This is a genomic window from Bordetella tumulicola, from assembly GCF_965138755.1.
Taxonomy (GTDB): Bacteria; Pseudomonadota; Gammaproteobacteria; order Burkholderiales; family Burkholderiaceae_B; genus Bordetella_A; species Bordetella_A tumulicola.
Genome location: NZ_CBCSFP010000003.1, coordinates 449,570 through 473,412, shown reverse-complemented (window position 1 = coordinate 473,412; position 23,843 = coordinate 449,570). Strand labels below are relative to the sequence as shown.

At 61.3% G+C, this 23,843-nt stretch carries 23 protein-coding genes; 10 read left to right on the top strand and 13 right to left on the bottom strand.

The features are described from left to right. Positions 1 to 180 precede the first annotated feature (180 nt). Positions 181 to 588 (bottom strand): hypothetical protein, encoded by a 408-nt coding sequence (locus ACNAZS_RS12520; protein WP_415789624.1) that lies wholly within the window; start codon positions 586 to 588, stop codon positions 181 to 183. Positions 589 to 1,052: 464 nt separating this feature from the next. Between ACNAZS_RS12520 and ACNAZS_RS12515 the strand changes: the two genes are divergently transcribed. Beyond that, entirely contained in the window at positions 1,053 to 1,502 is a 450-nt protein-coding gene (locus tag ACNAZS_RS12515) for an SRPBCC family protein (protein WP_415789622.1), read from the top strand. 2 nt (positions 1,503 to 1,504) lie between these two features. On the opposite strand, the gene ACNAZS_RS12510 is transcribed toward ACNAZS_RS12515, so the two are convergent. The 3 genes from ACNAZS_RS12510 to ACNAZS_RS12500 form a co-directional block, all read right to left on the bottom strand. Beyond that, positions 1,505 to 2,851: an FAD-dependent oxidoreductase gene (locus tag ACNAZS_RS12510; protein ID WP_415789620.1), complete on the bottom strand. Its 1,347-nt coding sequence runs from the start codon at positions 2,849 to 2,851 to the stop codon at positions 1,505 to 1,507. A 173-nt stretch (positions 2,852 to 3,024) separates the two neighbouring features. After that, a complete protein-coding gene (locus ACNAZS_RS12505; protein WP_415789618.1) occupies positions 3,025 to 4,221 on the bottom strand; it encodes a CaiB/BaiF CoA transferase family protein in 1,197 nt (398 codons plus the stop codon). A gap of 123 nt (positions 4,222 to 4,344) precedes the next feature. Continuing rightward, positions 4,345 to 5,259, bottom strand: a complete 915-nt coding sequence (locus tag ACNAZS_RS12500; RefSeq protein ID WP_415789616.1) for an SDR family NAD(P)-dependent oxidoreductase — start codon at positions 5,257 to 5,259, stop codon at positions 4,345 to 4,347. Between the two features lie 153 nt (positions 5,260 to 5,412). Between ACNAZS_RS12500 and ACNAZS_RS12495 the strand changes: the two genes are divergently transcribed. Further along, positions 5,413 to 6,312, top strand: a complete 900-nt coding sequence (locus tag ACNAZS_RS12495) for a LysR family transcriptional regulator (RefSeq protein ID WP_415789614.1) — start codon at positions 5,413 to 5,415, stop codon at positions 6,310 to 6,312. Positions 6,313 to 6,469: 157 nt separating this feature from the next. Next, positions 6,470 to 7,453: a Bug family tripartite tricarboxylate transporter substrate binding protein gene (locus ACNAZS_RS12490; RefSeq protein ID WP_415789612.1), complete on the top strand. Its 984-nt coding sequence runs from the start codon at positions 6,470 to 6,472 to the stop codon at positions 7,451 to 7,453. A gap of 84 nt (positions 7,454 to 7,537) precedes the next feature. Here ACNAZS_RS12490 and ACNAZS_RS12485 read toward each other — a convergent pair whose 3' ends face one another. The 4 genes from ACNAZS_RS12485 to ACNAZS_RS12470 all read right to left on the bottom strand — a co-directional run bounded on the left by ACNAZS_RS12485 (position 7,538) and on the right by ACNAZS_RS12470 (position 11,168). Beyond that, positions 7,538 to 8,497, bottom strand: coding sequence for an NAD(P)H-dependent flavin oxidoreductase (locus tag ACNAZS_RS12485; RefSeq protein ID WP_415789610.1), 960 nt, complete (start codon positions 8,495 to 8,497; stop codon positions 7,538 to 7,540). Positions 8,498 to 8,519: 22 nt separating this feature from the next. After that, positions 8,520 to 9,497, bottom strand: coding sequence for a Bug family tripartite tricarboxylate transporter substrate binding protein (locus ACNAZS_RS12480; protein ID WP_415789608.1), 978 nt, complete (start codon positions 9,495 to 9,497; stop codon positions 8,520 to 8,522). 97 nt (positions 9,498 to 9,594) lie between these two features. Next, entirely contained in the window at positions 9,595 to 10,770 is a 1,176-nt protein-coding gene (locus tag ACNAZS_RS12475; protein ID WP_415789606.1) for a thiolase, read from the bottom strand. Continuing rightward, a complete protein-coding gene (locus tag ACNAZS_RS12470; protein ID WP_415789667.1) occupies positions 10,767 to 11,168 on the bottom strand; it encodes a Zn-ribbon domain-containing OB-fold protein in 402 nt (133 codons plus the stop codon). The genes ACNAZS_RS12475 and ACNAZS_RS12470 overlap by 4 nt, the downstream gene beginning before the upstream one ends. Before the next feature lie 730 nt (positions 11,169 to 11,898). On the opposite strand from ACNAZS_RS12470, the gene ACNAZS_RS12465 reads away from it, so the two are divergent. The 6 genes from ACNAZS_RS12465 (at position 11,899) to ACNAZS_RS12440 (ending at position 18,081) form a co-directional block, all read left to right on the top strand. Further along, a complete protein-coding gene (locus ACNAZS_RS12465) occupies positions 11,899 to 13,089 on the top strand; it encodes an acyl-CoA dehydrogenase family protein (protein ID WP_415789604.1) in 1,191 nt (396 codons plus the stop codon). Positions 13,090 to 13,125: 36 nt separating this feature from the next. Beyond that, positions 13,126 to 14,253, top strand: coding sequence for an acyl-CoA dehydrogenase family protein (locus ACNAZS_RS12460; RefSeq protein WP_415789602.1), 1,128 nt, complete (start codon positions 13,126 to 13,128; stop codon positions 14,251 to 14,253). Between the two features lie 59 nt (positions 14,254 to 14,312). Continuing rightward, positions 14,313 to 15,110: a 2-(1,2-epoxy-1,2-dihydrophenyl)acetyl-CoA isomerase PaaG gene (paaG, locus tag ACNAZS_RS12455; protein ID WP_415789600.1), complete on the top strand. Its 798-nt coding sequence runs from the start codon at positions 14,313 to 14,315 to the stop codon at positions 15,108 to 15,110. Positions 15,111 to 15,233: 123 nt separating this feature from the next. After that, positions 15,234 to 16,064 carry an HTD2 family dehydratase gene (locus ACNAZS_RS12450; protein ID WP_415789598.1) on the top strand — a complete coding sequence of 277 codons (831 nt, stop codon included), beginning with the start codon at positions 15,234 to 15,236 and terminating at the stop codon, positions 16,062 to 16,064. Continuing rightward, positions 16,061 to 17,257 carry a CaiB/BaiF CoA transferase family protein gene (locus ACNAZS_RS12445; RefSeq protein ID WP_415789596.1) on the top strand — a complete coding sequence of 399 codons (1,197 nt, stop codon included), beginning with the start codon at positions 16,061 to 16,063 and terminating at the stop codon, positions 17,255 to 17,257. Before ACNAZS_RS12450 ends, ACNAZS_RS12445 begins: the two co-directional genes overlap by 4 nt. Next, positions 17,254 to 18,081, top strand: a complete 828-nt coding sequence (locus tag ACNAZS_RS12440; protein ID WP_415789594.1) for an HpcH/HpaI aldolase/citrate lyase family protein — start codon at positions 17,254 to 17,256, stop codon at positions 18,079 to 18,081. The genes ACNAZS_RS12445 and ACNAZS_RS12440 overlap by 4 nt, the downstream gene beginning before the upstream one ends. A gap of 157 nt (positions 18,082 to 18,238) precedes the next feature. Here the strand turns inward: ACNAZS_RS12440 and ACNAZS_RS12435 are convergent, their stop codons facing one another. From ACNAZS_RS12435 to hda, 4 genes are read right to left on the bottom strand one after another with little or no spacing between them, the layout of a single operon-like run. Further along, complete coding sequence (locus ACNAZS_RS12435; RefSeq protein WP_415789592.1) at positions 18,239 to 18,724, bottom strand: 2-amino-4-hydroxy-6-hydroxymethyldihydropteridine diphosphokinase; 486 nt, start codon at positions 18,722 to 18,724, stop codon at positions 18,239 to 18,241. Continuing rightward, entirely contained in the window at positions 18,721 to 20,076 is a 1,356-nt protein-coding gene (gene pcnB / locus ACNAZS_RS12430; RefSeq protein ID WP_415789590.1) for a polynucleotide adenylyltransferase PcnB, read from the bottom strand. The genes ACNAZS_RS12435 and pcnB overlap by 4 nt, the downstream gene beginning before the upstream one ends. Continuing rightward, positions 20,076 to 20,774 carry an HAD family hydrolase gene (locus ACNAZS_RS12425; RefSeq protein WP_415789588.1) on the bottom strand — a complete coding sequence of 233 codons (699 nt, stop codon included), beginning with the start codon at positions 20,772 to 20,774 and terminating at the stop codon, positions 20,076 to 20,078. The genes pcnB and ACNAZS_RS12425 overlap by 1 nt, the downstream gene beginning before the upstream one ends. Continuing rightward, complete coding sequence (gene hda, locus ACNAZS_RS12420; RefSeq protein WP_415789586.1) at positions 20,746 to 21,471, bottom strand: DnaA regulatory inactivator Hda; 726 nt, start codon at positions 21,469 to 21,471, stop codon at positions 20,746 to 20,748. The genes ACNAZS_RS12425 and hda overlap by 29 nt, the downstream gene beginning before the upstream one ends. Positions 21,472 to 21,610: 139 nt before the next feature. Here hda and purM point away from each other — a divergent pair, with 139 nt between their 5' ends. Then, complete coding sequence (gene purM, locus ACNAZS_RS12415) at positions 21,611 to 22,660, top strand: phosphoribosylformylglycinamidine cyclo-ligase (RefSeq protein ID WP_415789584.1); 1,050 nt, start codon at positions 21,611 to 21,613, stop codon at positions 22,658 to 22,660. 168 nt (positions 22,661 to 22,828) lie between these two features. Here purM and miaA read toward each other — a convergent pair whose 3' ends face one another. Continuing rightward, positions 22,829 to 23,806 carry a tRNA (adenosine(37)-N6)-dimethylallyltransferase MiaA gene (miaA, locus tag ACNAZS_RS12410; protein ID WP_415789582.1) on the bottom strand — a complete coding sequence of 326 codons (978 nt, stop codon included), beginning with the start codon at positions 23,804 to 23,806 and terminating at the stop codon, positions 22,829 to 22,831. Between the last annotated feature and the right edge of the window lie 37 nt (positions 23,807 to 23,843).

Here is a 23,843-nt window from a genome sequence, read left to right as displayed (position 1 = left end):
GGCCTGGTCGCTCGGCTCAGGCGCAAACCATGCGCCTGATGTCCCCTGCGGGGACTTCCCTTCCTCCAACAGGCCGCCGCGGCCCATTAGCCCGGCTCTGGACTTCTTCGGGTCGAGATTGGGTGCGCGATGGGTTTGTTCCGATTTGTGTGGCTCGGTTTTAATTTGGGCTGCTCGGATTTACTTCGGTAGGGCGTTTTTTCTGCGTGGTTTGCGGGGTTTGGGGGCTACGCCTATGCGCGGGTCGTGCGCCAGGACCAGGGTCGTCAGCTTTTCGGCGGTTTCTTCGAACGCGGCGTCGTCTTGGGGCATGTATAGCCACTTGCCCAGAACGGAATGCGGACGCAGGGCGGGCATGTCCTGGATGAGTTCGGCATGTTGCTCTTTCGCTGTGCAAACCAGCAAGCCATCCCAGGCGCCTCCTTTGTCCGCCACGACCAGGCACAAAAGATCGTCCAGATACGCCGCTTCGCAACCAAACATTCGCTTGCGCAGATAACCCGCATCACGTTCCAGCGCATCGAAAACCCAAAGCAGCGAATTCTGCCCCCCGTCGCGTTTAACCACGCCAAAAATAGACTCAACCATCCCAATCACCTCATCGGTACACGGTATATCCCCCGCATCAGCCGACCATGCCGACACCGTCGATAACATAGCCCTAGAGTAGTACGAAGAATCCGACATCAATCGACAACATACCCCCAGAGTCGCGTGAAGCGTCCGACATCAGCCGACAACATAACAGTCAGGCGAAACGTCCGACATAGAAGCATCCGACATTATTCAATAACGCAAGTCCCGGGCGGGGTAATGGCCCCCACCGGCCTGTTGGAGGGAGGGAAGTCCCCGCAGGGGACATCAGGCGCATGGTTTGCGCCTGAGCCGAGCGACCAGGCCGGTGGGGGCCATTACCCCGCCCGGGACGCTTTAAGAACAACATCGCATCGCAAAAACGCGGGTTTTCCCTAATGCAAACCCTGTCGATTAGAGAAGAACACGTTCGTCGTAACGGTACATCCTCTCTTTTTAACCAGAACGGAGTACATACCATGTCGACGGGAACTGTTCATCTGCATCGTGTTTTGCGTGCCACCCCTGAGCGGGTTTATCGGGCTTTTCTAGAGGCCGATGTCGTTGCCAAGTGGCTGCCGCCTTATGGGTTCACGTGCCAAGTGCATCACCTGGACGCGCGGGTCGGCGGCACGCACAAAATGTCGTTTCGTAACGTGACGACGGGCAAGGCCGACTCGTTTGGCGGCGAATATCTGGAGCTCGTGCCGTTTGAGAAAATTCGTTATACCGATAGCTTTGATAATCCGGCTCTGCCAGGCGAGATGATCGTCACCGTGACACTGCGGCAAGTGTCTTGCGGGACGGATCTGAGTATTGTGCAAGAAGGGATTCCCGAGCAGATTCCGACAGAGATGTGTTATCTCGGCTGGCAGGAGTCACTCCTGCAACTGGCGAAGGTCGCAGAGCCCGTGATTCCCGATGAGTGACGTCAATTTTCGATAGTTGCGCCGTCGTTGATCAATCGCTGTTGAATCGACGTCACGGGCAGATCGGTGAAGGCGCCGCCCGTGAACAGGCTTGCGGCGGTGCCGGCGGCTTGTCCCATGACAAAGCATCCACCACTGGCGCGCGAGGCGGATTGCCCCTCGTGGGTAGCCGAAGCGCAGCGTCCCGCTACCAGCAGATTGTCGACTTGACGCGGTATCAGCATGCGCCATGGCAAGTCGTTGTAGGCGCGAGTCGATGAGGTCGGGAAGACCCATTGAACGCCACCCGACGTATGGAGCTCCATGGGCCAGGCATTGATGCCGATCGAATCTTCGAATTGTGCCGAACCTTCGATATCCGCGCCGGTGAGCTGATAAACGCCTTTTATCCTGCGCGTTTCACGGATGCCGATTTGTGGCGCGATTTCGATAATGTAGGCGTTGGAAAAGCCGGGGACTTCGGCGCGCAGAAATTCGAAATAGGCGGCGACTTGGCGGCGGCCTTCGATCTCGCCGCGGCTTAACTCGAGCGCGTCTACGCCATTGACGGCATTGCCTTGGGCATTCTTGATTTGCGTGACATTAACGCGCCATTCCGTCGGGTTGATCTGGGGACGAATAATGGCCCCGTCGCGCGGGAATTGGTATTTGTTAGGGTGTTTTTCTTGAGCCAGGCGCATGAAATCGTTGATGGCCTTGAACTCGCCCACGGCTTTCAGCGCGATTTCCGCATCCACATTTCCGACGCGAAACATGGTGGTGGGATACAGGCCGCTACCGTGACCATCACCGACCTCGAAGTCCACGCCCGCCTGCGCCGCAAGGTCGCCGTCGCCCGAGCAATCGATGAACGCATTGGCACGTATCGCGCGTCGCCCTGACTTGGTTTCGACAATGACATGTGTGATGCGGTTGGCGTCTTTGAGCACGGCGGCCGCGTGCGCGTGGAACAAAATGTCGACGCCGTGATGCAACAGCAGTTGGTCCGCCGCGCACTTATAGGACGACGTATCGTAGGAGCGCACACGGATGCGGCCCTGCATGCCATCTTGGGGTTTGTTCAGGCCGCCGAGGCGATCCAGTCGTTCGAGTAGTTCGTCTACGACGCCATGAACGAGCTGCACCATTTCCCCATTGCGACGACCGTACAACCCTGCGAAATTCGTGACACCGCCGGCGGTACCCATGCCGCCAAGAAAACCATAGTGTTCGACGAGCAGCGTCTTCGAGCCGTTTTTGGCGGCGCTGACCGAGGCAGCGATGCCAGCGGGGCCTCCACCGATCACGACGACGTCGTATTCCCCATAGACGTCAATGGCTTTCTCCGATTCGCGTAATTCCATAGTCATGTATGAGCCAAAATAAGGTTGCGTTTCGTGTTGTGTCCCTTGATAGTAGCGCGCCGGGGTTTGGCCATGACCGGATCGAACTGTGTCAGGTGACTTCAGAATGGCGTTAAGGTGGCATTAGGATCGCATTAGAGCGGCTTGGGCGTAGCATTAGGGTGGCCCTGTAGCACGCTCTACACCGGCTTGCCCAGCACGTCTCGCAAAATCTCCTGCGTGTGCTCTCCCAGCAGAGGCGGCGCCTTGCGATACACCACGGGCGACGCGGAAAAACGTAGCGGGCTGGCCGTGACCGGGGCCGTGCCGCCTAGTGGATGGGGGAGTTCGCGCCGCAGTTGGCGAGCCTGTACCTGCGGGTGGGCGAAGGCTTGCGCGATATTGTTGATGGGCCCGCTGGGCACGCCCGCGGCTTCCAGTTTGGCAATCCACTCGTCGCGCGGCCCTTGCTTCATGATGTCTGCCAACAGGGCGATGAGCGTCTCGCGATTTGTCACCCGTAGGCGGTTGGTGCAAAAGCGCGGATCATCGCCGAGCTCGGGCGCTCCGATGGCTTTGCAGTAGGCGCGGTACTGTGACTCGTTGCCCGTCGCCACGATCAAGTGTCCGTCACTGGCGGCAAACACCTGATAGGGCACGACATTTTGATGGGCATTGCCCGCGCGCACGGGTGCGACGCCCGAGGTGAAATAGTTCGAGTTCTGGTTTGCCAGCATCGCTACATGGCAGTCCAGCAGTGCAATGTCCAACTGTTGCCCCAGCCCGCTGCGGTGCCGCTCTTGCAGCGCGGCCAGGATCGCCACGGTGGCATACATCCCCGTGATGATGTCCGTGACTGCGACGCCGGCTTTCTGTGGCCCGCCGCCTGGCAGGTCATCGCGCTCGCCCGTGATGCTCATCAGGCCGCCCAGCCCCTGGATCATGAAATCATAGCCGGGCAACTGCGCGCAGGGGCCGTCCTGGCCAAAGCCCGTGACCGAGCAATAGATCAGGCGCGGGTTCAGTTCCTTCAGGCTGTCGTAGTCCAGGCCATACTTGCGCAGGCCGCCGACCTTGAAATTTTCGACCAGGATATCGCTGTGCACGACGAGTTCGCGAATCAACGAGGCGCCCTCTGGCGTGGCCATATCGGCCTCCAGTGATCGCTTGTTGCGATTGGCGCTCAGGTAATAAGCGGCTTCGCTGGTGTCCTGCCCCTGGCCGTCTTTCAGGTAGGGAGGGCCCCAGTGGCGGGTATCGTCACCCGTGCCCGGGCGTTCGACCTTGATCACATCTGCGCCCAGATCGGCCAGATTTTGGGTGCACCAGGGGCCAGCCAGGATGCGGCTGAGATCGAGGACGCGTATACCTTCCAGGGGTGGGGGGCGTTGTTGCATGAGAGGTGAGGCCTTGTTGCGGCGAACCGCGTTCAATGAGGAATCGTGCCGATACCGGGGTTTAGGAGCCTGCCGTCGAACATCCCGTGTTTGACGGGATATGCATTCAGGCGATGGCGCTTCTCAGATGGGATCCCAGTCGATGACGTCCGGCGAACGCTCTAATGCGTAGAAATGTTTACGCATGGCGGGCATGGCGATCTCGCCGATCAATTCCGGGGTCCAACCCTCGCTGTGATGCACGGTGCGTAGTGGCCGCGGCTGGCTCATCAGCATGATTTCATTGGCGCGCACCGCGAAAATCTGCGCGGTGATTTCGTGGGCGGCGTCGCTGACCAGATAGACCGCCAGGGGAGCCACCTTGCCGGCTTCCATCTTCTTCAGTTTTTCGACACGGGCTTTCTCTGCCTCGGTTTCCGCCGGGATGGAGCTGGTCATGCGGCTCCAGGCAAACGGCGCAATGCAGTTCGAGCGAACGTGGTAGCGCGACATATCCAGCGCGATCGATTTGGATAGCGCCACGATGCCCAGTTTGGCGGCTGCGTAGTTGGCCTGGCCGAAATTGCCGATCAGGCCCGATGTCGAGGTCATGTGCACCAGCGCGCCCGATTCTTGTTCGCGGAAATAGGGCGCGGCGGCACGGCTCATGTAGAACGATCCGTTCAGGTGCACGTCCAGCACCTGGCGCCATTCTTCTTCGCTCATTTTGTGAAAGACGCGGTCGCGCAGGTTGCCGGCGTTGTTGACGACGGCATCAATGCGTCCATAAACGTCAATGGCGGTCTTGATGATGTTGTGGGCGCCCTCGTAGCTGGCGACGCTGTCGGTATTGGGGCAGGCCTGGCCGCCCGCGGCCTGGATTTCCCGCACTACGGCCTGAGCGGGGCCATCGCCGCCGCCTTCGCCTTGCAGTGACACCCCAATATCATTAACGACCACTTTGGCGCCTGCCGCGGCCATGGCCAGCGCGACGCTGCGCCCAATCCCGCCGCCCGCTCCTGTGACGACGACCACTTTGCCTGAAACCATACCGCTCATGAAAATGTCTCCTTATAGGGCGAGTCCGTGACGGGGAGTGAGCCAGCCCGAACTGTGTACCGATGTTGGCACACTTCACTGCCTACATGGTAGATTTCCAGGCTGGGTAGCGGAATTCAAAATTAAAGACACCCCCCTTCTGCACGGCGGAACATGAGACATGACCTGACCGACCTGCGTTTATTCGTGAACGTAGGAGAAACCCTGAACTTGACCCGTGCCGCCGAGCGCACCTTCCTGTCGCTGCCTGCGGCCAGCGCGCGCATCAAGAACATGGAAGAGGCCTTCAAGGCCCGATTGCTGGTGCGGCAGGCAACGGGTGTTGCCCTGACGCCGGCGGGTGCGGTGTTGCTTAAACACGCACATGCGGTGTTCCGACAACTAGAGTGCCTGCATGCGGATTTGCAGCCCTACGCCAGTGGCATCAAGGGGCGGCTGCGGTTGCTGGCCAATACCACGGCCACCAATTCGTTTCTGGCCGATGCGATGTCCACGTTCCTGGCAGAGAATCCCGATGTGGATATCGAACTCGAGGAAAAAATCTCGGGCGACATCGTATTGGCCATCCGCGCCGGCGCGGCGGATCTGGGAATTGTCGCAGGCAATGTCGACGTCGAGGGGCTGGACGTGATGCCGTTGTTTCGCGATGATTTGGTCGTCGTTACGTCATTGAATCATCCCCTGGCACAGTCGGAGTCGGCGCGTTTTGTAGACGTGATCGACGCGTATCAGTTTGTGGGTATCCATCCCAACAGTGCGATTCAGACGTTCCTCGAAGACATTGCCTCGGGCCTGGGCAAGCGCCTGTGTCAGCGCGTGCACGTAGGCAGTTTCGAGGCCGTCTGCCGTATGGTCGAGGCGGGAGCGGGTATCGCGGTGGTGCCGCGCGCTTGCGCGGCCCGTTATAGCCGTCCGCAAGCCCTGCATGTGCTGCGTCTGGAGGACGCCTGGGCCAAGCGCGCACGCCTGTTGTGCCGTCAGCGTGGTCGCGATGTGCCGCGCTTTGTCGAGAATTTCATCGAGCATGTGCGCACGGCGGCGCGCGCGGGTTAGCGTCGTGCTGCGACGGGCGCGGAGCAGAGGCTGTGCTGGTGCTGAACAGGGGGTTCGGCAAATAAAAATCGGCAAGCAGGCCCGCGTGCGCGAATAATACGGGCACAGCGCACGGTATGACGCCGACGCGCACAGACAAGAAACCGGAGACACACACATGCAAGATCCGCAACGCCGCCGCTTGCTGGCGGGGCTGGGGGCCGCTTGCGCAGCCGCTTCTTTACCGTTTGCTGCACGCGCGGCCGCCTGGCCCGACCATGCTGTTAATTTCATCGTCCCGTTCCCGGCAGGGGGACCAGTAGATACCACTGCACGGTTTATCTCTCAACCGCTGGGCACGATGTGGCACGTACCGACTGTGGTGGACAACAAGGCAGGCGCGGGCGGGATCGTGGGCGCCCAGGCGGCGGCCAAGTCCCCCGCCGATGGTTATCACTATTTCTTCGCCTCGATTCACCATACCGTGCTGCCCAGTTTGCGTGGGAGCTTGAGTTACGACGTGATGACGGACTTTGTGCCGGTAGGCATGGGGGCTGTCTTTCCCATCGTGCTGGTCGTACACGAGTCGGTACCCGTCAAGAGCGTCGAGGAACTGATCGCCTATGCCAAGAAAAACCCTGGCAAACTCTCCTACGGATCATCGGGCACGGGCGGTGGGACGCATTTGGCGGGTGCGTTGTTCAACAGCATGACGGGGACACGCCTGCAGCATGTGCCTTATCGCGGCAGTGCCCCTGCCATGCAGGATTTATTGGGCGGTCAGGTCCAGGTCATGTTTGCGGACGGCCCGTCGGCGATACCTCATCTTTCCGGAGGAAAAATTCGCCCGCTTGGCGTCGGCAACCCCGAGCCGTCGGCACTGTTTCCCGGAATCCCTACGATTGCCGCGTCGGGCGTACCGGGTTACGAGGCATATTCCTGGAGCGGCATGCTGGCCCCCGCAGGCACACCGATCGATATCGTCAAGCGGGTCAATGCCGACATGAGACAGATATTGAGTGATCCGGTCACGGTCAAGCGCATGCTCGCAGCGGGCGCCGAGCCCAAGCCTGGGTCGCCCGAAGAGTTTGAGGCGTTCCTGCAGGCGGAGCTGGCGAAGTGGAGCAAGGTCATCAAGGACGCCGGGATCAAGGTCGAGTGATCGGCGCCTGAGGCGCGACGAGTTCAGTATGCGCCCCTCTAGACGTGCCATGCGGTTCCGTACGCCCTTACGGTTCAGTACGTGCTATGCGTTCAGTAACGCCCGACGAGCCTCGTCATACTCCAGGGCAAGCTGTTCGATCAGGGCGGGGGTGGGGAGCAGTTCCTGAACTGCACCGACCCCCTGTCCCGCGCTCCATACGTCTTTCCACGCTTTAGGGCGGGTACGCTTATCCATGTTGACCGGATTGGTGGCCATTTGCGCCAGTTGCGAAGCATCCAGCCCTGTGGCCGCGATACTGGGAATCAAGTAGTTCGCCGGGACGCCCGAGAAAAACGGCGTATAAAGCACATCATCGATACTCGCTTGCAAGACCATGTCGCGATAGGAATCGGGAGCCAGCGATTCCTGTGTCGCGATGAAGCGTGTCCCCATGTACGCAAAATCACAACCCAGCACCTGGGCGGCCAGCACGTCTTTGCCGTGGCTGATACAGCCTGACAACACGAGCGGTCCGTCATAGAACGCCCGAATCTCGTTGACCAAGGCGATGGGATTGAGCGTGCCTGCATGGCCGCCCGCGCCCGCGGCCACCAGGATCAATCCATCGACACCGGCCTCCAGCGCACGGCGCGCATGTCGTACGGTCGTGACATCATGAAAAACCAGGCCACCGTAAGGATGCACCGCCTGAACCACTGTATCGGGGGCATGCAGCGACGTGATGATCAGCGGAACACGGTGCGTGACGCAGATATCCAGGTCGCCCTGCCAGCGTGGGTTGGTGGGGTGCACGATCAGATTCACGCCATAGGGCGCCACACGCGCTTCGGGGTGCGTCTCGCGGTAATACGCCAGGCCGGACATGATGCGTGTCAGCCAGTTATGCAAGGCCTCTTGCGGCCTGGCGTTCAGCGAAGGAAAGGTTCCGATAATGCCCGACGTGCATTGCGCGATCACCAATTCCGGCCCCGACACCAGGAACATAGGTGCGGCGATGATAGGTAGGCGGGTACTCGCACGCAACGACTGCAAGGCGGACATGATCAGATACTCCAATCTCAGATCAATTGCTTTGGATATTGGCGGACTTGATGACCTCGTCCCACATGGCGTATTCACGATCAATGCGCGACTGAACAGCTTGGCCGTCACCCTCGTCAACGGTATAGCCGCCCTTGACCATAGCCTTGCGAAATGCCGGATCCTCCTTCACGTCGTTCAGCGCCTTGTTCAGTCGTGTTTTGATGCCATCCGGCAGTTTGGGCGGCGCCATCAATGCGTACCAACCAACCACTTCGTAATCCTTCACGCCTGCTTCGATCATGGTAGGAACATCAGGCAGCTCTGGATTACGGGTGCGCGAGGTCACCGCCAGTGCGCGTGCCTTACCGCTTTTGATAAACGGAATGGCGGTGCTGGTAATGTCGAACATAAACGTGATTTTGCCGCTGACCACATCCAGCATGGCGGGTGAATTACCGCGATAAGGCACGTGCAGCATTGGCGCCTTGGCCTGCAGTTTGAGCAGTTCCGCCGACAGGTGGTTAGAGGCGCCGACGCCGGCCGAGCCAAAGCTGACCGCATCCGGGTGGGCCTTGGCATACTCAAGCAGCTCGCCAACGCTCTTGGCGGGGTTCTGCGGGCCGATCAGCAGGACGTTGGTGTAGTCCACCACCATGCCGATGGGCGTGAAATCCTTATGGGGATCAAACAAGGTGCTCTTCTGTACCAGCGGAGAAATCGTCAGTGACGGGCTGGCGGCAAATCCCAGCAGATAGCCGTCGGGCGTCGCCTTGGCGGTGGCATCCGACGCAATCATGCCGCTGGCCCCCGCACGGTTCTCCACCACCACAGTTTGCCCCAATTTGTCGCCAAGATACTTGGCAAAGACCCGGGCCGTGGTGTCGACCGGTCCGCCGGGTGCGTAGCCGACCAGTAGGCGCAGCGGTCGGTCGGGATAGGTGGCTGCCTGCGTGGACGCGGCCGCGGTACCTAGCGCCGCGGCGAGCGCAGTGGCTTGCAAGAAGTTCTTGATAATCATGATGTGTCTCCGTTTTGCTGTTTTGTTATGAGTGCGAGTTTGATGGGGACGCACCGTGTCCCCCGTCCGCGGCATGACTATCTGTCCGGGACATTTCCTACAAGGTTGCTTGCGTTCCCAAAATGGCGGTGGACTGACTGGACAGCGTGCCGCCATTGCCATGCACGAGCGCCAATTGCGCCCCATCGATCTGACGCGCGCCACCTTCGCCGCGCAGTTGCCGCACGGCTTCGATCATGATGAACACGCCATACATGCCAGGATGTACGCAACACAGTCCGCCGCCATTCGTGTTGACGGGCAATCGCCCGCCCGGGGCAATCGCACCGTTCTCGACATAGGTGCCACCTTCGCCCTTGGCGCAGAATCCCAGGTCCTCCAGAAACAGAATCGTGTTGATGGTGAAGGCGTCATACAACTCAACCACATCGATATCCGCAGGACGCACCCCGGCCATGGCAAACGCACGCTGACCCGACTGCTGCGCTGCCGTGACGGTCAAGTCTTCCATTGAAGAAATCTGTCGATTCCACACGGCAGTCGCATTGCCCAGCACATAGACCGGCTTGCGAGGCAAGTCACGCGCACGGTCGGCGCGCACCAGCACATAAGCCCCCGCACCATCCGTGACCAGGCAACAATCGCGCACGGTCAGCGGATCCGACACCATGCGCGCGGACAGGATCTCATCCAGCGTCGTGGGCTCGCGCAATTGCGCTTCCGGATTGCGTTGCGCCCATTGATTCGCCGCCAGGGCCACATGCGCGAGCTGCTCGCGCGTGGTGCCATACTGATGCATATGACGTGCAGCCGCCAGAGCATACGAGCTAAGTGGGCTGAGCGGCGCATAGGGCGTTTCGTAGGGTTGCGGATCAAAGTTCTTGCGCACCCGCCCGATCTCGGCGCGATTCAACGTCGATGTCCGTTGCGTACTGCCATAGCACACCAGCACGGCATTGCATTGCCCCGATTCCAATGCCTGCAAGGCGGGCATCAGATGTGCCACGAAGCTCGATCCACCCAACATGGTGCTATCGATAAAGGTCGGACGAATTCCCAAATGCTCAATCACTGGCATCGCCCACATCGTGGCCGCCACACTGGCCGTACAGATGCCATCGATATCGCGCAGGCTCAGCCCGGCATCGGCCACGGCACGCTGCGCCGCCTGCACCAAAATCTCCATTTCGGAAAAGCCATCCGCTCGCCCCAGCCCGGCATGGCCCACGCCCGCAATCGCAACGGCACCACGCAACTGTCGCAAATCGCTCATGCCGCCTCCCGCGCCACAAATACCACTAGCCCCTGATTCTGATGCACGCGAACATCCGCCCGCACATCCATACCAATGCGAACCGCATCAGGTGCCATACCCTCGACTCGGCTCATCATGCGTACACCTTCGTCCAGATCAATCAGCGCCACGTTGTAATCCCCACCGGCTTCGGCTTTTCGCCGCACTATCGTGGTCGAATACACCGTCCCGCGCCCGCTTGGTGTCTCCCACCGCAAGTCGGGCGCACCACAATGCGGACAAACCATACGGGGATAGAAAACTGCGCGCGCGCAGGCGTCACAACGCTGAATCAAAAACTTGCCCTGAGCGAGCGCCTGCTGATAGTGCAAATCAGGGCCGCTCGCCTGAGGTGTGTCATTTTCTACGGAGGTCATCATTCTGCTACGCGTCGATCAATGGTAATGGCGGCAGTGTCACGGTTGTTGGCGCCGTTGACCATTCTTCATTGCCGAAGCAGGGGTTTTGCGTAGCGGTATTCTTTTGTTCTTCTTTGTGGCGGCGGGGGTGTTTGCTGACGGGGGGTGTCTCGGTTAACACGTCCGGTTCGCGCTGGACGGGGTCGCACCGGCCAGCTCGGAACGGCTCGGCCCATTATCAGGGGCCTCGGCCCCGCTGCGCGGGGCTGCCCGTTCCTCAAACTGGCCGGCGCGACCCCGTCCAGCGCGAACCGGACTCGCTATCGTGGCACGCGTCGGATACATGGCTGCGATGGCAATGGGCAAGTGGTGCTGCGCTGTGCGATATCCAAGTGGTGTTGCGATGTGTAGGTAATGCCGCGATGGACGATGACATTGCCACGAACGATGTCCGACAATTGCGGGTCATCGGTGACTGGGAGATGTTGCGAGTCGCAGAGTGTGTGTAGAAGGCNGNGGCGGCNTGGTCGCTCGGCTCAGGCGCAAACCATGCGCCTGATGTCCCCTGCGGGGACTTCCCTCCCTCCAACANGCCGNNNCCGCCTTCTACACACACTCTGCGACGCCTAAAGAACCAACACCCCCCAAAAATAAGCCAACCTTCGCGCCAACAAAACCCCCGCTTCCGCAGAGGCAGATTGCATCGAACCCACCTCTCGTGGCTAGATGCGTGTTAAGGAGACAAGACATGGATCTAAGTTGGACGCCCGAAGAACGGCGATTTCGCGAGATGGTGCGTGATTTTGCGAACGAGAAATTGCCGCAGGATATTCGTGCCAAAGTACTGAAGCACCAGCGCTTGCATCGTGACGACTATGTTCGGTGGCATCGCGTACTGGATGATCAGGGGTGGGGGGCGCCTACCTGGCCTAAGGAGTTTGGCGGGACCGGGTGGAATGCGATTGAGCGGCTCATCTTTGAGGTGGAGTGCTTCAAGGCCGGAGCGCCGCGGTTGTTGCCATTTGGGTTGAGCATGATTGGCCCCGTATTGATGAAGTACGGAAGCCCTGAGCAACAGCAGCGCTTGTTGCCGCGCATTATCCGAGTCGATGACTGGTGGTGTCAGGGATATTCCGAGCCCGGGTCGGGGTCGGATCTGGCTTCGTTGAAAACGCGTGCGGAGCTCGATGGCGATTGTTATGTGATTAATGGCCAGAAGACCTGGACGACGCTAGCGCAGTACGCGGACTGGATGTTTTGCTTGGTGCGCACGGATCCGCAGGCGAAGGCGCAGCGTGGTATTTCGATGGTGTTGCTGGATATGCGTTCGCCCGGCGTGAGCGTGCGGCCTATTCGTACGTTGGACGGCGGGCACGATGTGAATGAGGTGTGGCTGGAAAACGTGCGGGTACCGATAGCGAATCAGGTTGGCGAGGCGGGGCAGGGTTGGACGTATGCCAAGTATTTATTGGGTCACGAGCGCACGGGTATTGCCGGATTGGGGAGTTGCTATCGCGAGTTGGGCATTCTCAAAGCGTTGGCTGCCCGGACGTCGTGGCGAGGTCGGCCAGTCTTGCAGGACAGTCGAATACGCGATCGCATTTCGCGTGTGGAAGTCGACATCATGGCGCTGGAGATGTTGTTGCTGCGGGTTGCGGCGGCGCGAGGAGATGCACCTGGGCCGGAGGCGTCGGTGCTGAAGATTCGCGGCTCGGAAATCCAGCAGGATCTGGCCATGTTGCAGATGGAGATCGCGGGACCGGATGTGTGGCCGTATGACCCGGACTGGATGGAGGCCGATGCGGCGTTTCAGGGGCCGGGGCCCGAGATGGCGGCCGCGGCGGGTGCAGGGTATGCCGATATGCGCAAGACGTCGATTTATGGCGGTACGACGGAAGTGCAGAAGGGCATTATTGCTCGCATGATGTTGGGCCTGTAGTGCGCCCCACGACTCGCTATCGCAAGGAATAAGACAATGGATTTTGCATACACGGAAGAGCAGCGCATGCTGGCCGATAGCCTGCGGCGTTTGGTGCAGGATGAGTGGGGGTTCGCGACGCGGCGTGCGCGGGCCACTCAGGTCGCAATGGATGCGCGGGCGTGGGCCCAGTTGGCCGAGCTGGGCGTGTTGGGGCTGAATATTTCCGCGGAGTACGGTGGGTTTGGTGAACCGCCCGCGAGTTTGTTGCCGGTGCACCTGGAGTTGGGGCGAGGTCTGGTATCGGAGCCGGTGATTCCCAGTGCTGTGATGAGTGCGGCCTTGCTGGTGGCCTGCGCCGATGTTGCCGTGCGGCAGCGGTGGTTGCCCGCGTTGGCGACCGGGCAGGTGATCATGACGGTGGCGTATCAGGAACCGGGTCGTCGTTATGAGACGGATCCGAGCCTGTGCCGGCTGACGTCCGCCGGGGATACGGGGTTGCAGTTGTCCGGCACGAAGCATCTCGTCTGGCATGGCGCGGCGGCGCATGCCTGGTTGGTGTCGGTGCGAGATGCCGATAATGAACCGGTGCTGCTGCGGGTCCCTGCCGATTCAAAGCGCGTGACGGTGGTAGACACGCCGACGTTGGATCGGGCGCGCTGTGCCCGGCTGGATTTTGATCGTACGCCGTTGGCGAGTGACGCAATCGTGGCGCGCGGAGAGCGTGCGCGGGACGGTCTTGCCATGGCATTGCAGTGGGGAGTGGCGGCACTGTGCGCGCATGCGGCGGGCGCGATGGAGCGCTTGTTGGAGATTACGATTGATTATCTGAAAACGCGGCGCCAGTTCGGTCAGCCGTTGGCGGCGTTTCAGGTGTTGCAGCACCGGTTGGCCGATATGTTGGTCGCAAAGGAAATGGGGTTGTCCATGGCCTATGTAGCCGCGGCGGCGCTCAGCGAGCCTGATGAGGGGCGGCGTTCTCGCATGTTGGCCAGCGCCAAGCTTGAGGCGGCACGGGCGGGGCGGTTTGTGGCCCAGAGCGCAGTGCAATTGCACGGGGGCATGGGGATGACCGACGAGCTGGAGGTCGGCGACTATTTCAAGCGCTTGACGATGGTGGATCAGCTATTGGGCGACAGCGCTGAGCAACTGGCGGTGCTCGAGACGTTGGCAGCGCTGGAGTAATCGGCAATGCAGCAAGAGTTGACAGCACCGAAGAGGTCGGCAACGCGAAAGGAGGCGGTATGACGCTGGACTATCATCAGATTCAGTTCGTTTTGCAGGATGGGGTGGGCGTGATTACCCTGAATCGGCCGGACCGGCTAAACAGTTTTACGGCGGCCATGCATGGTGAGTTGGCGCAGGCGCTCGATACGCTGGAGGCTTGCGACACACTGCGTGGTCTGGTGATTACGGGTGCGGGGCGAGGGTTTTGTGCGGGCCAGGATCTGGGCGAGCGTAAGCCCTTGCCGGCAGGGCAGCGCCGGGATCTGAGCGAGGGTTTGAGGAATTGGTATCGGCCGTTGATTTTACGCCTGAGGGCGCTGCCGGTGCCCGTCGTGTGTCTGGTCAATGGCGTGGCGGCGGGTGCCGGCGCCAGCCTGGTGCTGGCCTGTGATGTGGTGTTTGCGGTGGAGTCCGCGCGCTTTATCCAGGCATTTAGCAAAATCGGCCTGTTGCCCGATGCGGGGGGCACGTGGTTCTTGCCGCGCCTGGTGGGATCCGCTCGCGCGATGGGGGCGACGTTGTTCGGCGAGACCGTGACAGCGCGTCAGGCCGAGGCCTGGGGGCTGATCTGGCGGTGTATTCCCGACCAGGATCTGCTCTGCACACGCGAAGAAATCATCGGTACGTTGGCGCAAGGGCCCACGCGGGCATATGCCGCGACAAAGCAGGCGTTGCACGCCTCCAGCGGCAATACACTGACCCAACAGTTCGATCTGGAGTGTGAGCTGCAGCGCGAACTGGGGCATACGGACGACTATCTGGAGGGCATGCATGCCTTTGCAGAGAAACGCGCGCCGGTGTTCCTGGGGAAATAGCACGATCGTCCGGACCAAGGATTTCAGCCTTTTGAACACGGTCTTGTAGAAATACGAATTCACAAATATCGGCAGGGAAGGCATGCTTGCGGTTGCCATGACATTGCCCAAGGAACCCTGTATATGACGTCTTCTCATCCCGCCGACTGGATCGGCCGCGGCGAGTCTGTGACCGATAACCTCGACGCAGGCCATGCCGCGCGTATTGCCGTCACCCTAGGGGGGGCCGCACCCGCTGCGGGCGAGCCGCTGCCCGCGCTATGGCAGTGGGCGTTCTTTATCTCTCCGGTCGGCCTGGAAGGTATCGGCGAAGACGGCCATCCGGCGCGTGGAGGCTTTCTGCCGCCCGCCGATAATCGCAACCGTATGTGGGCGGGCGGACGGGTGACGTTTCATCAGCCCCTTCGGGTGGGCTCGCCCGCCGAGCGCCGTTCCTCGGTGATGGATGTGCGCGAGAAAACCGGTCGCACGGGCGCGTTGCTGTTTGTGACGGTACGCCATGAGTACCATCAGGATGGCGTGCTGGCCCTCGAAGAAGAACAAGACATTGTCTATCGCCAGCCGTCTCCCCCGAAGCTCGTAGGCTCGGACGCGCCGCCGGCGTCGCAGTGGCGCGAGCAGATTGACCCTTCGCCGGTATTGTTGTTCCGCTATTCGGCCGTGACCTTCAATGGCCATCGTATTCATTACGACCATCCTTATGTCACGGGCACTGAAGGGTATCCCGGGCTGGTGGTGCACGGCCCCATGATCGCAACCCTGATGGTGGCGGCGTTTCAGCACGCGAATCCGACGGCGCGGCTGGAGCACTTATCCTATCGTGGCTTGCGTCCGCTGATTGCGCCGACGCCGTTCGACGTTGCCGGTCACGTGGCCGAGTCCGGCCTGGCCGAGCTGTGGGCCGAACAGGACGGCACGCTGGCACACCAAGCCCAACTGAGGTTTTCCGCATGAGTGATTCTCCCGCTATTCGCCCGCTGGACGGGATTACCGTCATCAGCCTCGAGCATGCCATTGCGGCGCCATTTTGTACCCGTCAGTTAGCCGACATGGGCGCCCGCGTGATCAAGGTCGAGCGACCCGGCGGTGGTGATTTTGCACGCGGCTATGACGAGCGCGTACGTGGCTTGTCGTCGCACTTCGTCTGGACGAATCGTTCCAAGGAAAGCCTGACATTGAATCTGAAGCATCCGGACGCGACCGACGTGATGGAGCGTCTGCTCGAGTCGGCCGATGTGCTGGTGCAGAATTTAGCACCCGGTGCTGCAGAGCGGCTGGGCTTGTCGTTTGAGGCGCTGCATGCCAAGTACCCCAAGCTGATCGTGTGCGATATTTCCGGCTACGGAGAAGGCGGGCCGTACGAGCGCAAAAAAGCCTACGACTTGCTGATCCAGAGCGAAAGCGGCTTTGTGTCGGTGACCGGTTCGCCGGACGCGCCGGCCAAGGCAGGATGCTCGATTTCCGATATCGCCGCGGGCATGTATGCGTATTCCGCGATTTTGAATGCGCTGCTATTGCGCCAGCGCACGGGCTTGGGTAGCCGTCTGGATGTGTCCATGCTGGAAAGCATGGTCGAATGGATGGGCTACCCGATGTATTACGCTTTCGAGGGGGCCGCGCCACCACAGCGTGCGGGCGCGGCGCATGCCACGATCTACCCGTACGGCCCGTTCCCGGTGGGCGACGGCGCCACCATAATGTTGGGCCTACAAAACGAGCGCGAATGGCGCGTCTTTTGCGAGCAGGTGCTCAACCAGGTCGAGTTGGCCGATGACGAGCGTTTTGCGTCGAATTCGCGTCGAGCGGCCAATCGCGACAGTTTGCGTGCGTTGATTGTCCAGGCCTTTGCCGAGATGACGATAGATCAAGTCACCGATCGCCTCGAAGCCGCGCAAATCGCCAACGCACGCGTCAACGACATGAATGATGTGTGGGAACACCCGCAACTGCAGGCGCGCGAGCGTTGGCGCGAGGTGGGCAGTCCCGCCGGGACGTTGCCGGCGCTGCTGCCGCCTGCCTCGAGCAATGCCTTTACACCGCGCATGGACGCCGTACCGGCAGTGGGCGAGAACACCGATGCAGTGCTAGCATCACTAGGATACGCGCCCGAGGATGTGGCGCGCTTGCGTACTGCCGAGGTGGTGTGATGCAAACTGTTGTTCGTTCCACATTGTTCGTGCCGGCCAGTCGGCACGAGCGTATCCCCAAGGCGCTGGCCAGCGGGGCCGATCGGGTGATCGTTGATCTGGAAGACGCCGTCGAGCATTTGGCCAAGCACAGCGCGCGCGAGGCGCTGTGCGATTTTCTAGGCACACACCCGGACGTCCGGCTGTGGGTGCGGGTCAACGATGCGTCGACCGATTGGCATGATGACGACCTGAAGGCCTGCCGCAATCATCCTGGCGTGGTGGCGATTATGTTGCCCAAGGCCGAAAGTCTGGCCCAGGTACGGCATGCGGCGCAGACAGGCAAAGAAATTGTCCCCCTTTTGGAAACTGCAGCTGGCATTCTGAATGCGGCCGAGATTGCGGCCACGCCGGGGGTGCAGCGCCTGGCGTTTGGCAGCCTGGATTATGGGCTGGACTTGGGCCTGACACCGAATACCGAGGCTGCGTCCATCGTGCTGGATCACGCTCGTATCGAGATATTGTTGCGCAGCAAGGCGATGGGTTTGTTGCCGCCGCTGGATGGCGTGTTTCCCGGAGTCAAGGATACCGAAGGGATGCAGGAGGCCGCCTATCGGGCGCGTGACATGGGGTTTGGCGGGATGTTGTGCATTCATCCAACCCAGGTCGACATCATTCACCAGGCCTTTGTGCCACCGGCCGAAGAGGTGGCGTGGGCCCGCAGAGTGGTGATCGCGCATCGCGAAAGCGGTGCGGGCACGTTCATGTTCGAAGGCACAATGGTCGATGCGCCCGTGATCGGACACGCCAGACAGTTGCTCGAGCGCGCGGGCGAGCAGGTGTAGCGTTTTTTGCCGCCGGGCCGCCCCAAGGCAAAAAGGCCCCCTTGGGGGGCAGCAAGCCAAAGGCGCAGCGTGGGGGCTTTTTTTGCCGCCGGGCCGCCCCAAGGCAAAAAGGCCCCCTTGGGGGGCAGCAAGCCAAAGGCGCAGCGTGGGGGCTTTTTTAGTCTTCCAGACGTTCGATCGATTGGTCCGACAGTGCCGCCAGCAGATCGGCCGGCGAGCCCTGCGACAGCATCAGGCCCGGCGTCAATTCATAGAGCGGCGCCAGGACAAACGCCCGCTGATGCAGCCGCGGGTGCGGCAGAATCAGGCGCGCCGTGTCCATCTCGATATCGCCATGCAGCAGCAGATCCAGATCAAGCGTGCGGGGTGCATTTCGATAAGGTCTCTGGCGTCCGTGCTGGCGCTCCAGCGCCTGTAGCAGATCCAGCAGCGCCAGGGGCGCCAGGGTCGTGTCCAGCGCGGCGACGGCATTGATGTAATCCGGGCCGGCAGCGTCGACGGGGGCCGTGCGATAAAAATGAGAAACTCGGCATGTCACGATACCTGGCGCGGCGCTTAGTTGATCCAGCACCGTGCGCAGCGTGGCGCGCGCGTCTCCCAGGTTGGCGCCTAAACCGATATAGGCGCGTTGCGACCTGCTCATTCCGCGTCGCGTGGCACTGCGGGGCGACGGGGCCGACGGCGGCGTTTGCGCGGGACACTGGCTTCGGCGGGGTCGCGAGGCAGATGCGCGAGCGCTTCGATCATGTCGGCGCGCGTGGCATCGTCGCCATTGGCCAAATCCATCCACCATTGAGCCAGCACGCTATCGAACTCGCCAGCGGCGGCGCGCAATTGCAGAAAATCGCACGAGGCACGGAAGCGCGGCTGTTCGATCATGCGGTAGATGGTCTTGCCCATGCGACGCTCAAAGCGCGGTTGCATGAACCAGATCTCGCGCATGTCCGACGAAAAACGTCGCTGGATAGCGAGCTTTTCCGTTTGCTCGTCCAGTACTGAATCGGCGGCTTTGGCAAGGGCGGGGACGTTATGCTCGCCTTCGGCGCGCAACTGTTTCCAGCGTAATTCCACTTGTTGCCACAGCAGCGCGGCAAACAGGAAGCTGGGGCTGATGCTCTTGCCTGCGCGTACGCGCGAGTCGGTGCGTTCCAGGGCAAGTTCGACGAAACGTTCGCCGCCGGGTTGCTCGAGCACGACGTCCAGCAATGGCAATAGGCCGTGGTGCAGGCCGTCTTCGCGCAATTGACGCAGACAGTCCATCGCGTGTCCACAGGTCAATAGTTTGAGCATTTCGTCGAACAGGCGCGACGCCGGGACGTTGTCGATCAGCGACGCCATGGTTTCGATGGGCTGGCGAGTCGCGGGATCAATCGTGCCATTGAGCTTGGCCGCAAAGCGCACCGCCCGCAACATGCGCACCGGATCTTCGCGGTAGCGCGTGGCGGGGTCGCCAATCATTCGGACTTGGCGTTTTTTCAGATCCGCCACGCCCTGGTGATAGTCGATCACCTCTTCGGTGTGCGGATCGTAGTACAGCGCGTTCATGGTGAAGTCGCGCCGAATGGCGTCTTGTTCCTGGTTGCCGAAGACGTTGTCGCGCAGGATGCGGCCGTGCTCGTCGGTCTCTTGCTCTTGCGTCGCGGGCGCGCGGAACGTCGAGGTCTCGATGATTTCCTGGCCAAACACAACGTGTACTAGCTGGAAGCGCCGTCCGATGATCCGGGCGCGGCGAAACAGCGGGCGGATTTGTTCGGGCGTGGCGTCGGTGGCCACGTCAAAGTCTTTGGGTTCCAGGCCGACGATCAGGTCGCGTACGGCGCCGCCGACGATATAACCCTGATAGCCATGCTGACGCAGGACTTCACAGACTTTGATCGCATGGCGCGAGACATTGCGGCGGTCGATGCCGTGTTTGTCGCGTGCAATGCGCTGAGGTCCCCGTATGGCGGGTGAAAATAAACGACTGACGAATTTTTTTATGGTGTCGGTGATCATTAGGACTTGGCATCTTCCATGTGTTCGAACAAGTCGAGCACTTTCCAGCCCCGTGCTTGCGCGATGTTGCGCAGCGCCGGACTGGGGTTTGCCGCTACAGGATGCGTGACGATGTCCAGTAGCGGTACGTCGTTGATCGAATCGCTATAAAAATACGATTCTGAAAAATCTGCAACGGTCAGATTGAGGGTGGCCAACCATTGGTTGACGCGGACGACTTTGCCTTCTTTGAAGCTGGGCGTGCCGTGAATGCGGCCGGTGTAGCGTCCGTTGCGATATTCGGCGTCGGTGGCAATCAACTGCGAAATGCCAAAGGCGCGTGCAATGGGCGCGGTGACAAAACTATTGGTGGCGGTGACCAGCGCACAGAGATCGCCCGCGGCCAAGTGTTGTTCGACGAGTTGTATGGCTTGCGGCGTGATGTCGGGGCGAATGACTTGCGCCATGAACTCTTCGTGCCAGACCGCGAGCTCATAGGGCGTGTGGGCGGCCAGCAGGCCCAGCATGAATTCGGCGGCTTGCTCGGCGGTCAATTGCCCCTGGTTGTAGCGATCCATCAGGTCGTTGTTGCGGCGACGGGCTTCGGCCGGGTCGCCCGCGCGTCCGGTGCGAGCGAGAAAATCGGCCCACTGGTAGTCGCTGTCCAGTGGCAACAGGGTGTGGTCCAGATCAAAGAGCGCGAGTCGTTGGGGCATCATGGTGTTTGTGGTTGGGGTCTGCCAGCATGGCACGCAGCAAGGCTACCGTGATATGCCGGCCGGTGGCCAGCGAATAGCGATCCAGCGCATCAAGCAGGGCCGCCAATTTGCGGATATCGCGTTCGCGATGCGTCAGCATCCATTGGATGACTTCGGGCGCGAGTTGCAAGCCACGCTCGGTCGCCTGCGCAGAGAGCGCGGCCAGCTTGTCTGCGTCAGATAAGGGATCCAGTCGAAAAACCAGATCCCATCCCAGGCGGGTGCGCAGGTCTTCACGCAACGGCATGGAGATCGGCGCGCGGTCGCCAGCGACGGCCAACGCGAACGCGCGGTTGGTGGCCGCACATTCGCGCCACCGATTGTACAAGGCGAACAGGCCGGCCTGCCGGGTTTCGTCCATGTTGTGCACGTCATCGACCGCGACGACGGGGGGCATGGCGGCGGCAGAGTCGGCATCGGCCAGGCTGCGCAAGGTACGCGCGTCCTGCTGGACATCGACATAGATGGCATCGGGCGTGCTGGCCAAACCCTTGAGCAGGTGGCTACGGCCGCAGCCGGCCGCTCCCCATAGGTAGAGGGCCCGACCGGGCGCCAGCGCACGCACGGCGGCCAACGCCTGGCCGTTAGCGCCGGCAATATAGTTTTGCAGCGTAGGGGCGGGTGCGGGTAGAACGTCGAGCAGGAGCTGGCGATTCATGGGTAAACATCTAGTATGGCAGGGGCGCGGAACCATCAAAAAGACGGTTTACGCGATGCTTGGCACCTTACATCGTAAAATCATGGGTACGGCACTCCCTATAAACTCTGCAATTGTCACATACCCGACGGTTTTTCTCATGACGACTCAACCTTCTGCCCCCCTGACGTACCGCGACGCTGGTGTCGATATCGATGCGGGGGACGCTCTGGTCGACCGCATCAAGCCCCTGGCGGCACGCACGATGCGCCCTGGCGTACTGGCCGGCATTGGCGGCTTCGGCGCCTTGTTTCAGGTGCCTGGGAAATACCGTGAACCGGTTCTGGTGTCCGGCACGGACGGCGTAGGGACCAAACTGCGCCTGGCTTTTGAATGGAATCGCCACGATACGGTCGGCATCGACCTAGTTGGGATGAGCGTCAACGATATTCTGGTTCAGGGCGCTGAACCGTTGTTTTTCCTGGACTATTTCGCTTGCGGCAAACTGGCTGTCGATACCGCCGCCGCCGTGGTGGGAGGCATCGCCCAGGGCTGCGAGCAGGCCGGTTGCGCGTTGATTGGCGGTGAAACCGCCGAAATGCCCGGTATGTACCCCGACGGGGAATACGATCTGGCCGGTTTTGCGGTCGGCGCGGTCGAAAAATCCGACATCATCGACGGCAAGTCCATCAAACCGGGCGACGTGGTGCTGGGCCTGGCCTCCAGCGGCGCGCACTCCAACGGTTTTTCGCTGATTCGCAAGATCATCGAGCGCGCCAACGCCAAGCCCGATGATGATTTTCACGGCCAACCGCTGGCTGACGTGGTCATGGCGCCGACGCGTATCTACGTCAAGCAGGTGCTGGCCGCGCTGGCCAAGCATGGCACCGACATCAAGGGCCTGGCCCACATCACGGGTGGCGGCTTGCTGGACAACGTACCTCGTATTCTGCAGGCCGGCCTGTCGGCCAGGCTGCATCGCGACGGCTGGGAAATGCCCAAGCTGTTCCAGTGGCTGCAGCAGCAGGGCGGTGTCGAAGACAACGAGATGTACCGGGTGTTCAACTGCGGTATCGGCATGGTGCTGGTCGTAGACGCCGCCCAGGCCGATGCGATCGCCGCGACCTTGCGCGAGCAAGGTGAAACCGTCAGCAAACTCGGTGAAATCGTCGAGCAGGCTGACGGGATGGCCCAGACCGTCGTGGTGTAACACGTTGTCGGTTCTGTAGCGCCGAGGCTGCCCTGCGTAATTCCGATGCTCGGCGCACTGCGCCTGTGCTTCGGATTACTCCGGGGTCCTCGGCTCATGTCGGTCCTGGCGCCGACGGCTACAGAGCAGAGGCTCGGCAGTTCAAATAACAGAGCCAGACGCTCACCATCAACCCGAAACCTCGCCAGCCACGGCATCGATGACTTGCCCGACGGCATCTTCGGCGAGGCAGTCCACGATGACGCGGTCCGGTTGCGCTCGCAGCCAGGTGATCTGCCGTTTGGCTAACTGGCGCGTTGCGGCAATGGCTTGTTCACGTGCTGTGTCCAGATCGGTGACGCCGTCCAGATGTGCCCACATCTGCCGATAACCGACACACCGCACCGAGGGCAGACCGGGATGCAGATCGTCGCGCGCATGCAGGCGGCGGACTTCGTCCAGCAGACCCGCATCCAGCATGGCATCAAAGCGCTGGGCAATACGCGCGTGCAGCGCCGTTCGATCAGAGGGTTCCAGACTCAGGGTGATGTAACGGTGCCCCGACACCTCGTCCCTCGCTTCCCTGTCGGTCGTTTCGACGGTCGCGGCGCGGGATCGTCGCTGCAGCAAGTTGGACATGGGCTGCCCGCTCAGGATGCAGACCTCCAGCGCGCGCTGGATTCGCTGGCTATCGTTTGGGGCCAGTCGCGCGGCCGTCACCGGGTCCCGCTCGGCAAGCTCGGCGTGCAGGGCGGGCCAGCCCTCTTGGGCCGCACGGGCTTCCAGTGTGGCGCGCAGGGCCGGATCGGCCTGTGGCAGGTCGTCCAGGCCCTCCCGCAGGGCCTTGTAATACATCATCGTGCCACCCGCCAGCAGGGGCATGCGGCCGCGTGCCCGGATCTCATCGATCAGGCGCAATGTGTCCGTGCGGAATTCGGCGGCTGAGTACGACTGGGCCGGGTCCCGGATGTCCAGCAAGTGCTGCGGAACCAGGGTCTGCTCGCGAACCGAGGGCTTCGCCGTCCCGATGTCCATGCCCCGATAAATGGTGGCGGAATCGACGTTGATGATCTCCAGGGGCCAGCGCTGCGCCAGCGCCAACGTGGCGGCGCTTTTACCGGCAGCTGTCGGGCCGGCCAGACAGAAAATGGGGGCAGGCCTCGTCATGCCGGGTTGGACGTCGGGCGTCCTGGTCGTGAAAACG

Excerpts from the sequence above, each read along its gene's own strand:
- ACNAZS_RS12520 (WP_415789624.1), bottom strand. The coding sequence starts at position 588 with ATGGTTGAGTCTATTTTTGGCGTGGTTAAACGCGACGGGGGGCAGAAT.
- ACNAZS_RS12515 (WP_415789622.1), top strand. The coding sequence starts at position 1,053 with ATGTCGACGGGAACTGTTCATCTGCATCGTGTTTTGCGTGCCACCCCT.
- ACNAZS_RS12510 (WP_415789620.1), bottom strand. The coding sequence starts at position 2,851 with ATGACTATGGAATTACGCGAATCGGAGAAAGCCATTGACGTCTATGGG.
- ACNAZS_RS12505 (WP_415789618.1), bottom strand. The coding sequence starts at position 4,221 with ATGCAACAACGCCCCCCACCCCTGGAAGGTATACGCGTCCTCGATCTC.
- ACNAZS_RS12500 (WP_415789616.1), bottom strand. The coding sequence starts at position 5,259 with ATGAGCGGTATGGTTTCAGGCAAAGTGGTCGTCGTCACAGGAGCGGGC.
- ACNAZS_RS12495 (WP_415789614.1), top strand. The coding sequence starts at position 5,413 with ATGAGACATGACCTGACCGACCTGCGTTTATTCGTGAACGTAGGAGAA.
- ACNAZS_RS12490 (WP_415789612.1), top strand. The coding sequence starts at position 6,470 with ATGCAAGATCCGCAACGCCGCCGCTTGCTGGCGGGGCTGGGGGCCGCT.
- ACNAZS_RS12485 (WP_415789610.1), bottom strand. The coding sequence starts at position 8,497 with ATGTCCGCCTTGCAGTCGTTGCGTGCGAGTACCCGCCTACCTATCATC.
- ACNAZS_RS12480 (WP_415789608.1), bottom strand. The coding sequence starts at position 9,497 with ATGATTATCAAGAACTTCTTGCAAGCCACTGCGCTCGCCGCGGCGCTA.
- ACNAZS_RS12475 (WP_415789606.1), bottom strand. The coding sequence starts at position 10,770 with ATGAGCGATTTGCGACAGTTGCGTGGTGCCGTTGCGATTGCGGGCGTG.
- ACNAZS_RS12470 (WP_415789667.1), bottom strand. The coding sequence starts at position 11,168 with ATGACCTCCGTAGAAAATGACACACCTCAGGCGAGCGGCCCTGATTTG.
- ACNAZS_RS12465 (WP_415789604.1), top strand. The coding sequence starts at position 11,899 with ATGGATCTAAGTTGGACGCCCGAAGAACGGCGATTTCGCGAGATGGTG.
- ACNAZS_RS12460 (WP_415789602.1), top strand. The coding sequence starts at position 13,126 with ATGGATTTTGCATACACGGAAGAGCAGCGCATGCTGGCCGATAGCCTG.
- paaG (WP_415789600.1), top strand. The coding sequence starts at position 14,313 with ATGACGCTGGACTATCATCAGATTCAGTTCGTTTTGCAGGATGGGGTG.
- ACNAZS_RS12450 (WP_415789598.1), top strand. The coding sequence starts at position 15,234 with ATGACGTCTTCTCATCCCGCCGACTGGATCGGCCGCGGCGAGTCTGTG.
- ACNAZS_RS12445 (WP_415789596.1), top strand. The coding sequence starts at position 16,061 with ATGAGTGATTCTCCCGCTATTCGCCCGCTGGACGGGATTACCGTCATC.
- ACNAZS_RS12435 (WP_415789592.1), bottom strand. The coding sequence starts at position 18,724 with ATGAGCAGGTCGCAACGCGCCTATATCGGTTTAGGCGCCAACCTGGGA.
- pcnB (WP_415789590.1), bottom strand. The coding sequence starts at position 20,076 with ATGATCACCGACACCATAAAAAAATTCGTCAGTCGTTTATTTTCACCC.
- ACNAZS_RS12425 (WP_415789588.1), bottom strand. The coding sequence starts at position 20,774 with ATGATGCCCCAACGACTCGCGCTCTTTGATCTGGACCACACCCTGTTG.
- hda (WP_415789586.1), bottom strand. The coding sequence starts at position 21,471 with ATGAATCGCCAGCTCCTGCTCGACGTTCTACCCGCACCCGCCCCTACG.
- purM (WP_415789584.1), top strand. The coding sequence starts at position 21,611 with ATGACGACTCAACCTTCTGCCCCCCTGACGTACCGCGACGCTGGTGTC.
- miaA (WP_415789582.1), bottom strand. The coding sequence starts at position 23,806 with ATGACGAGGCCTGCCCCCATTTTCTGTCTGGCCGGCCCGACAGCTGCC.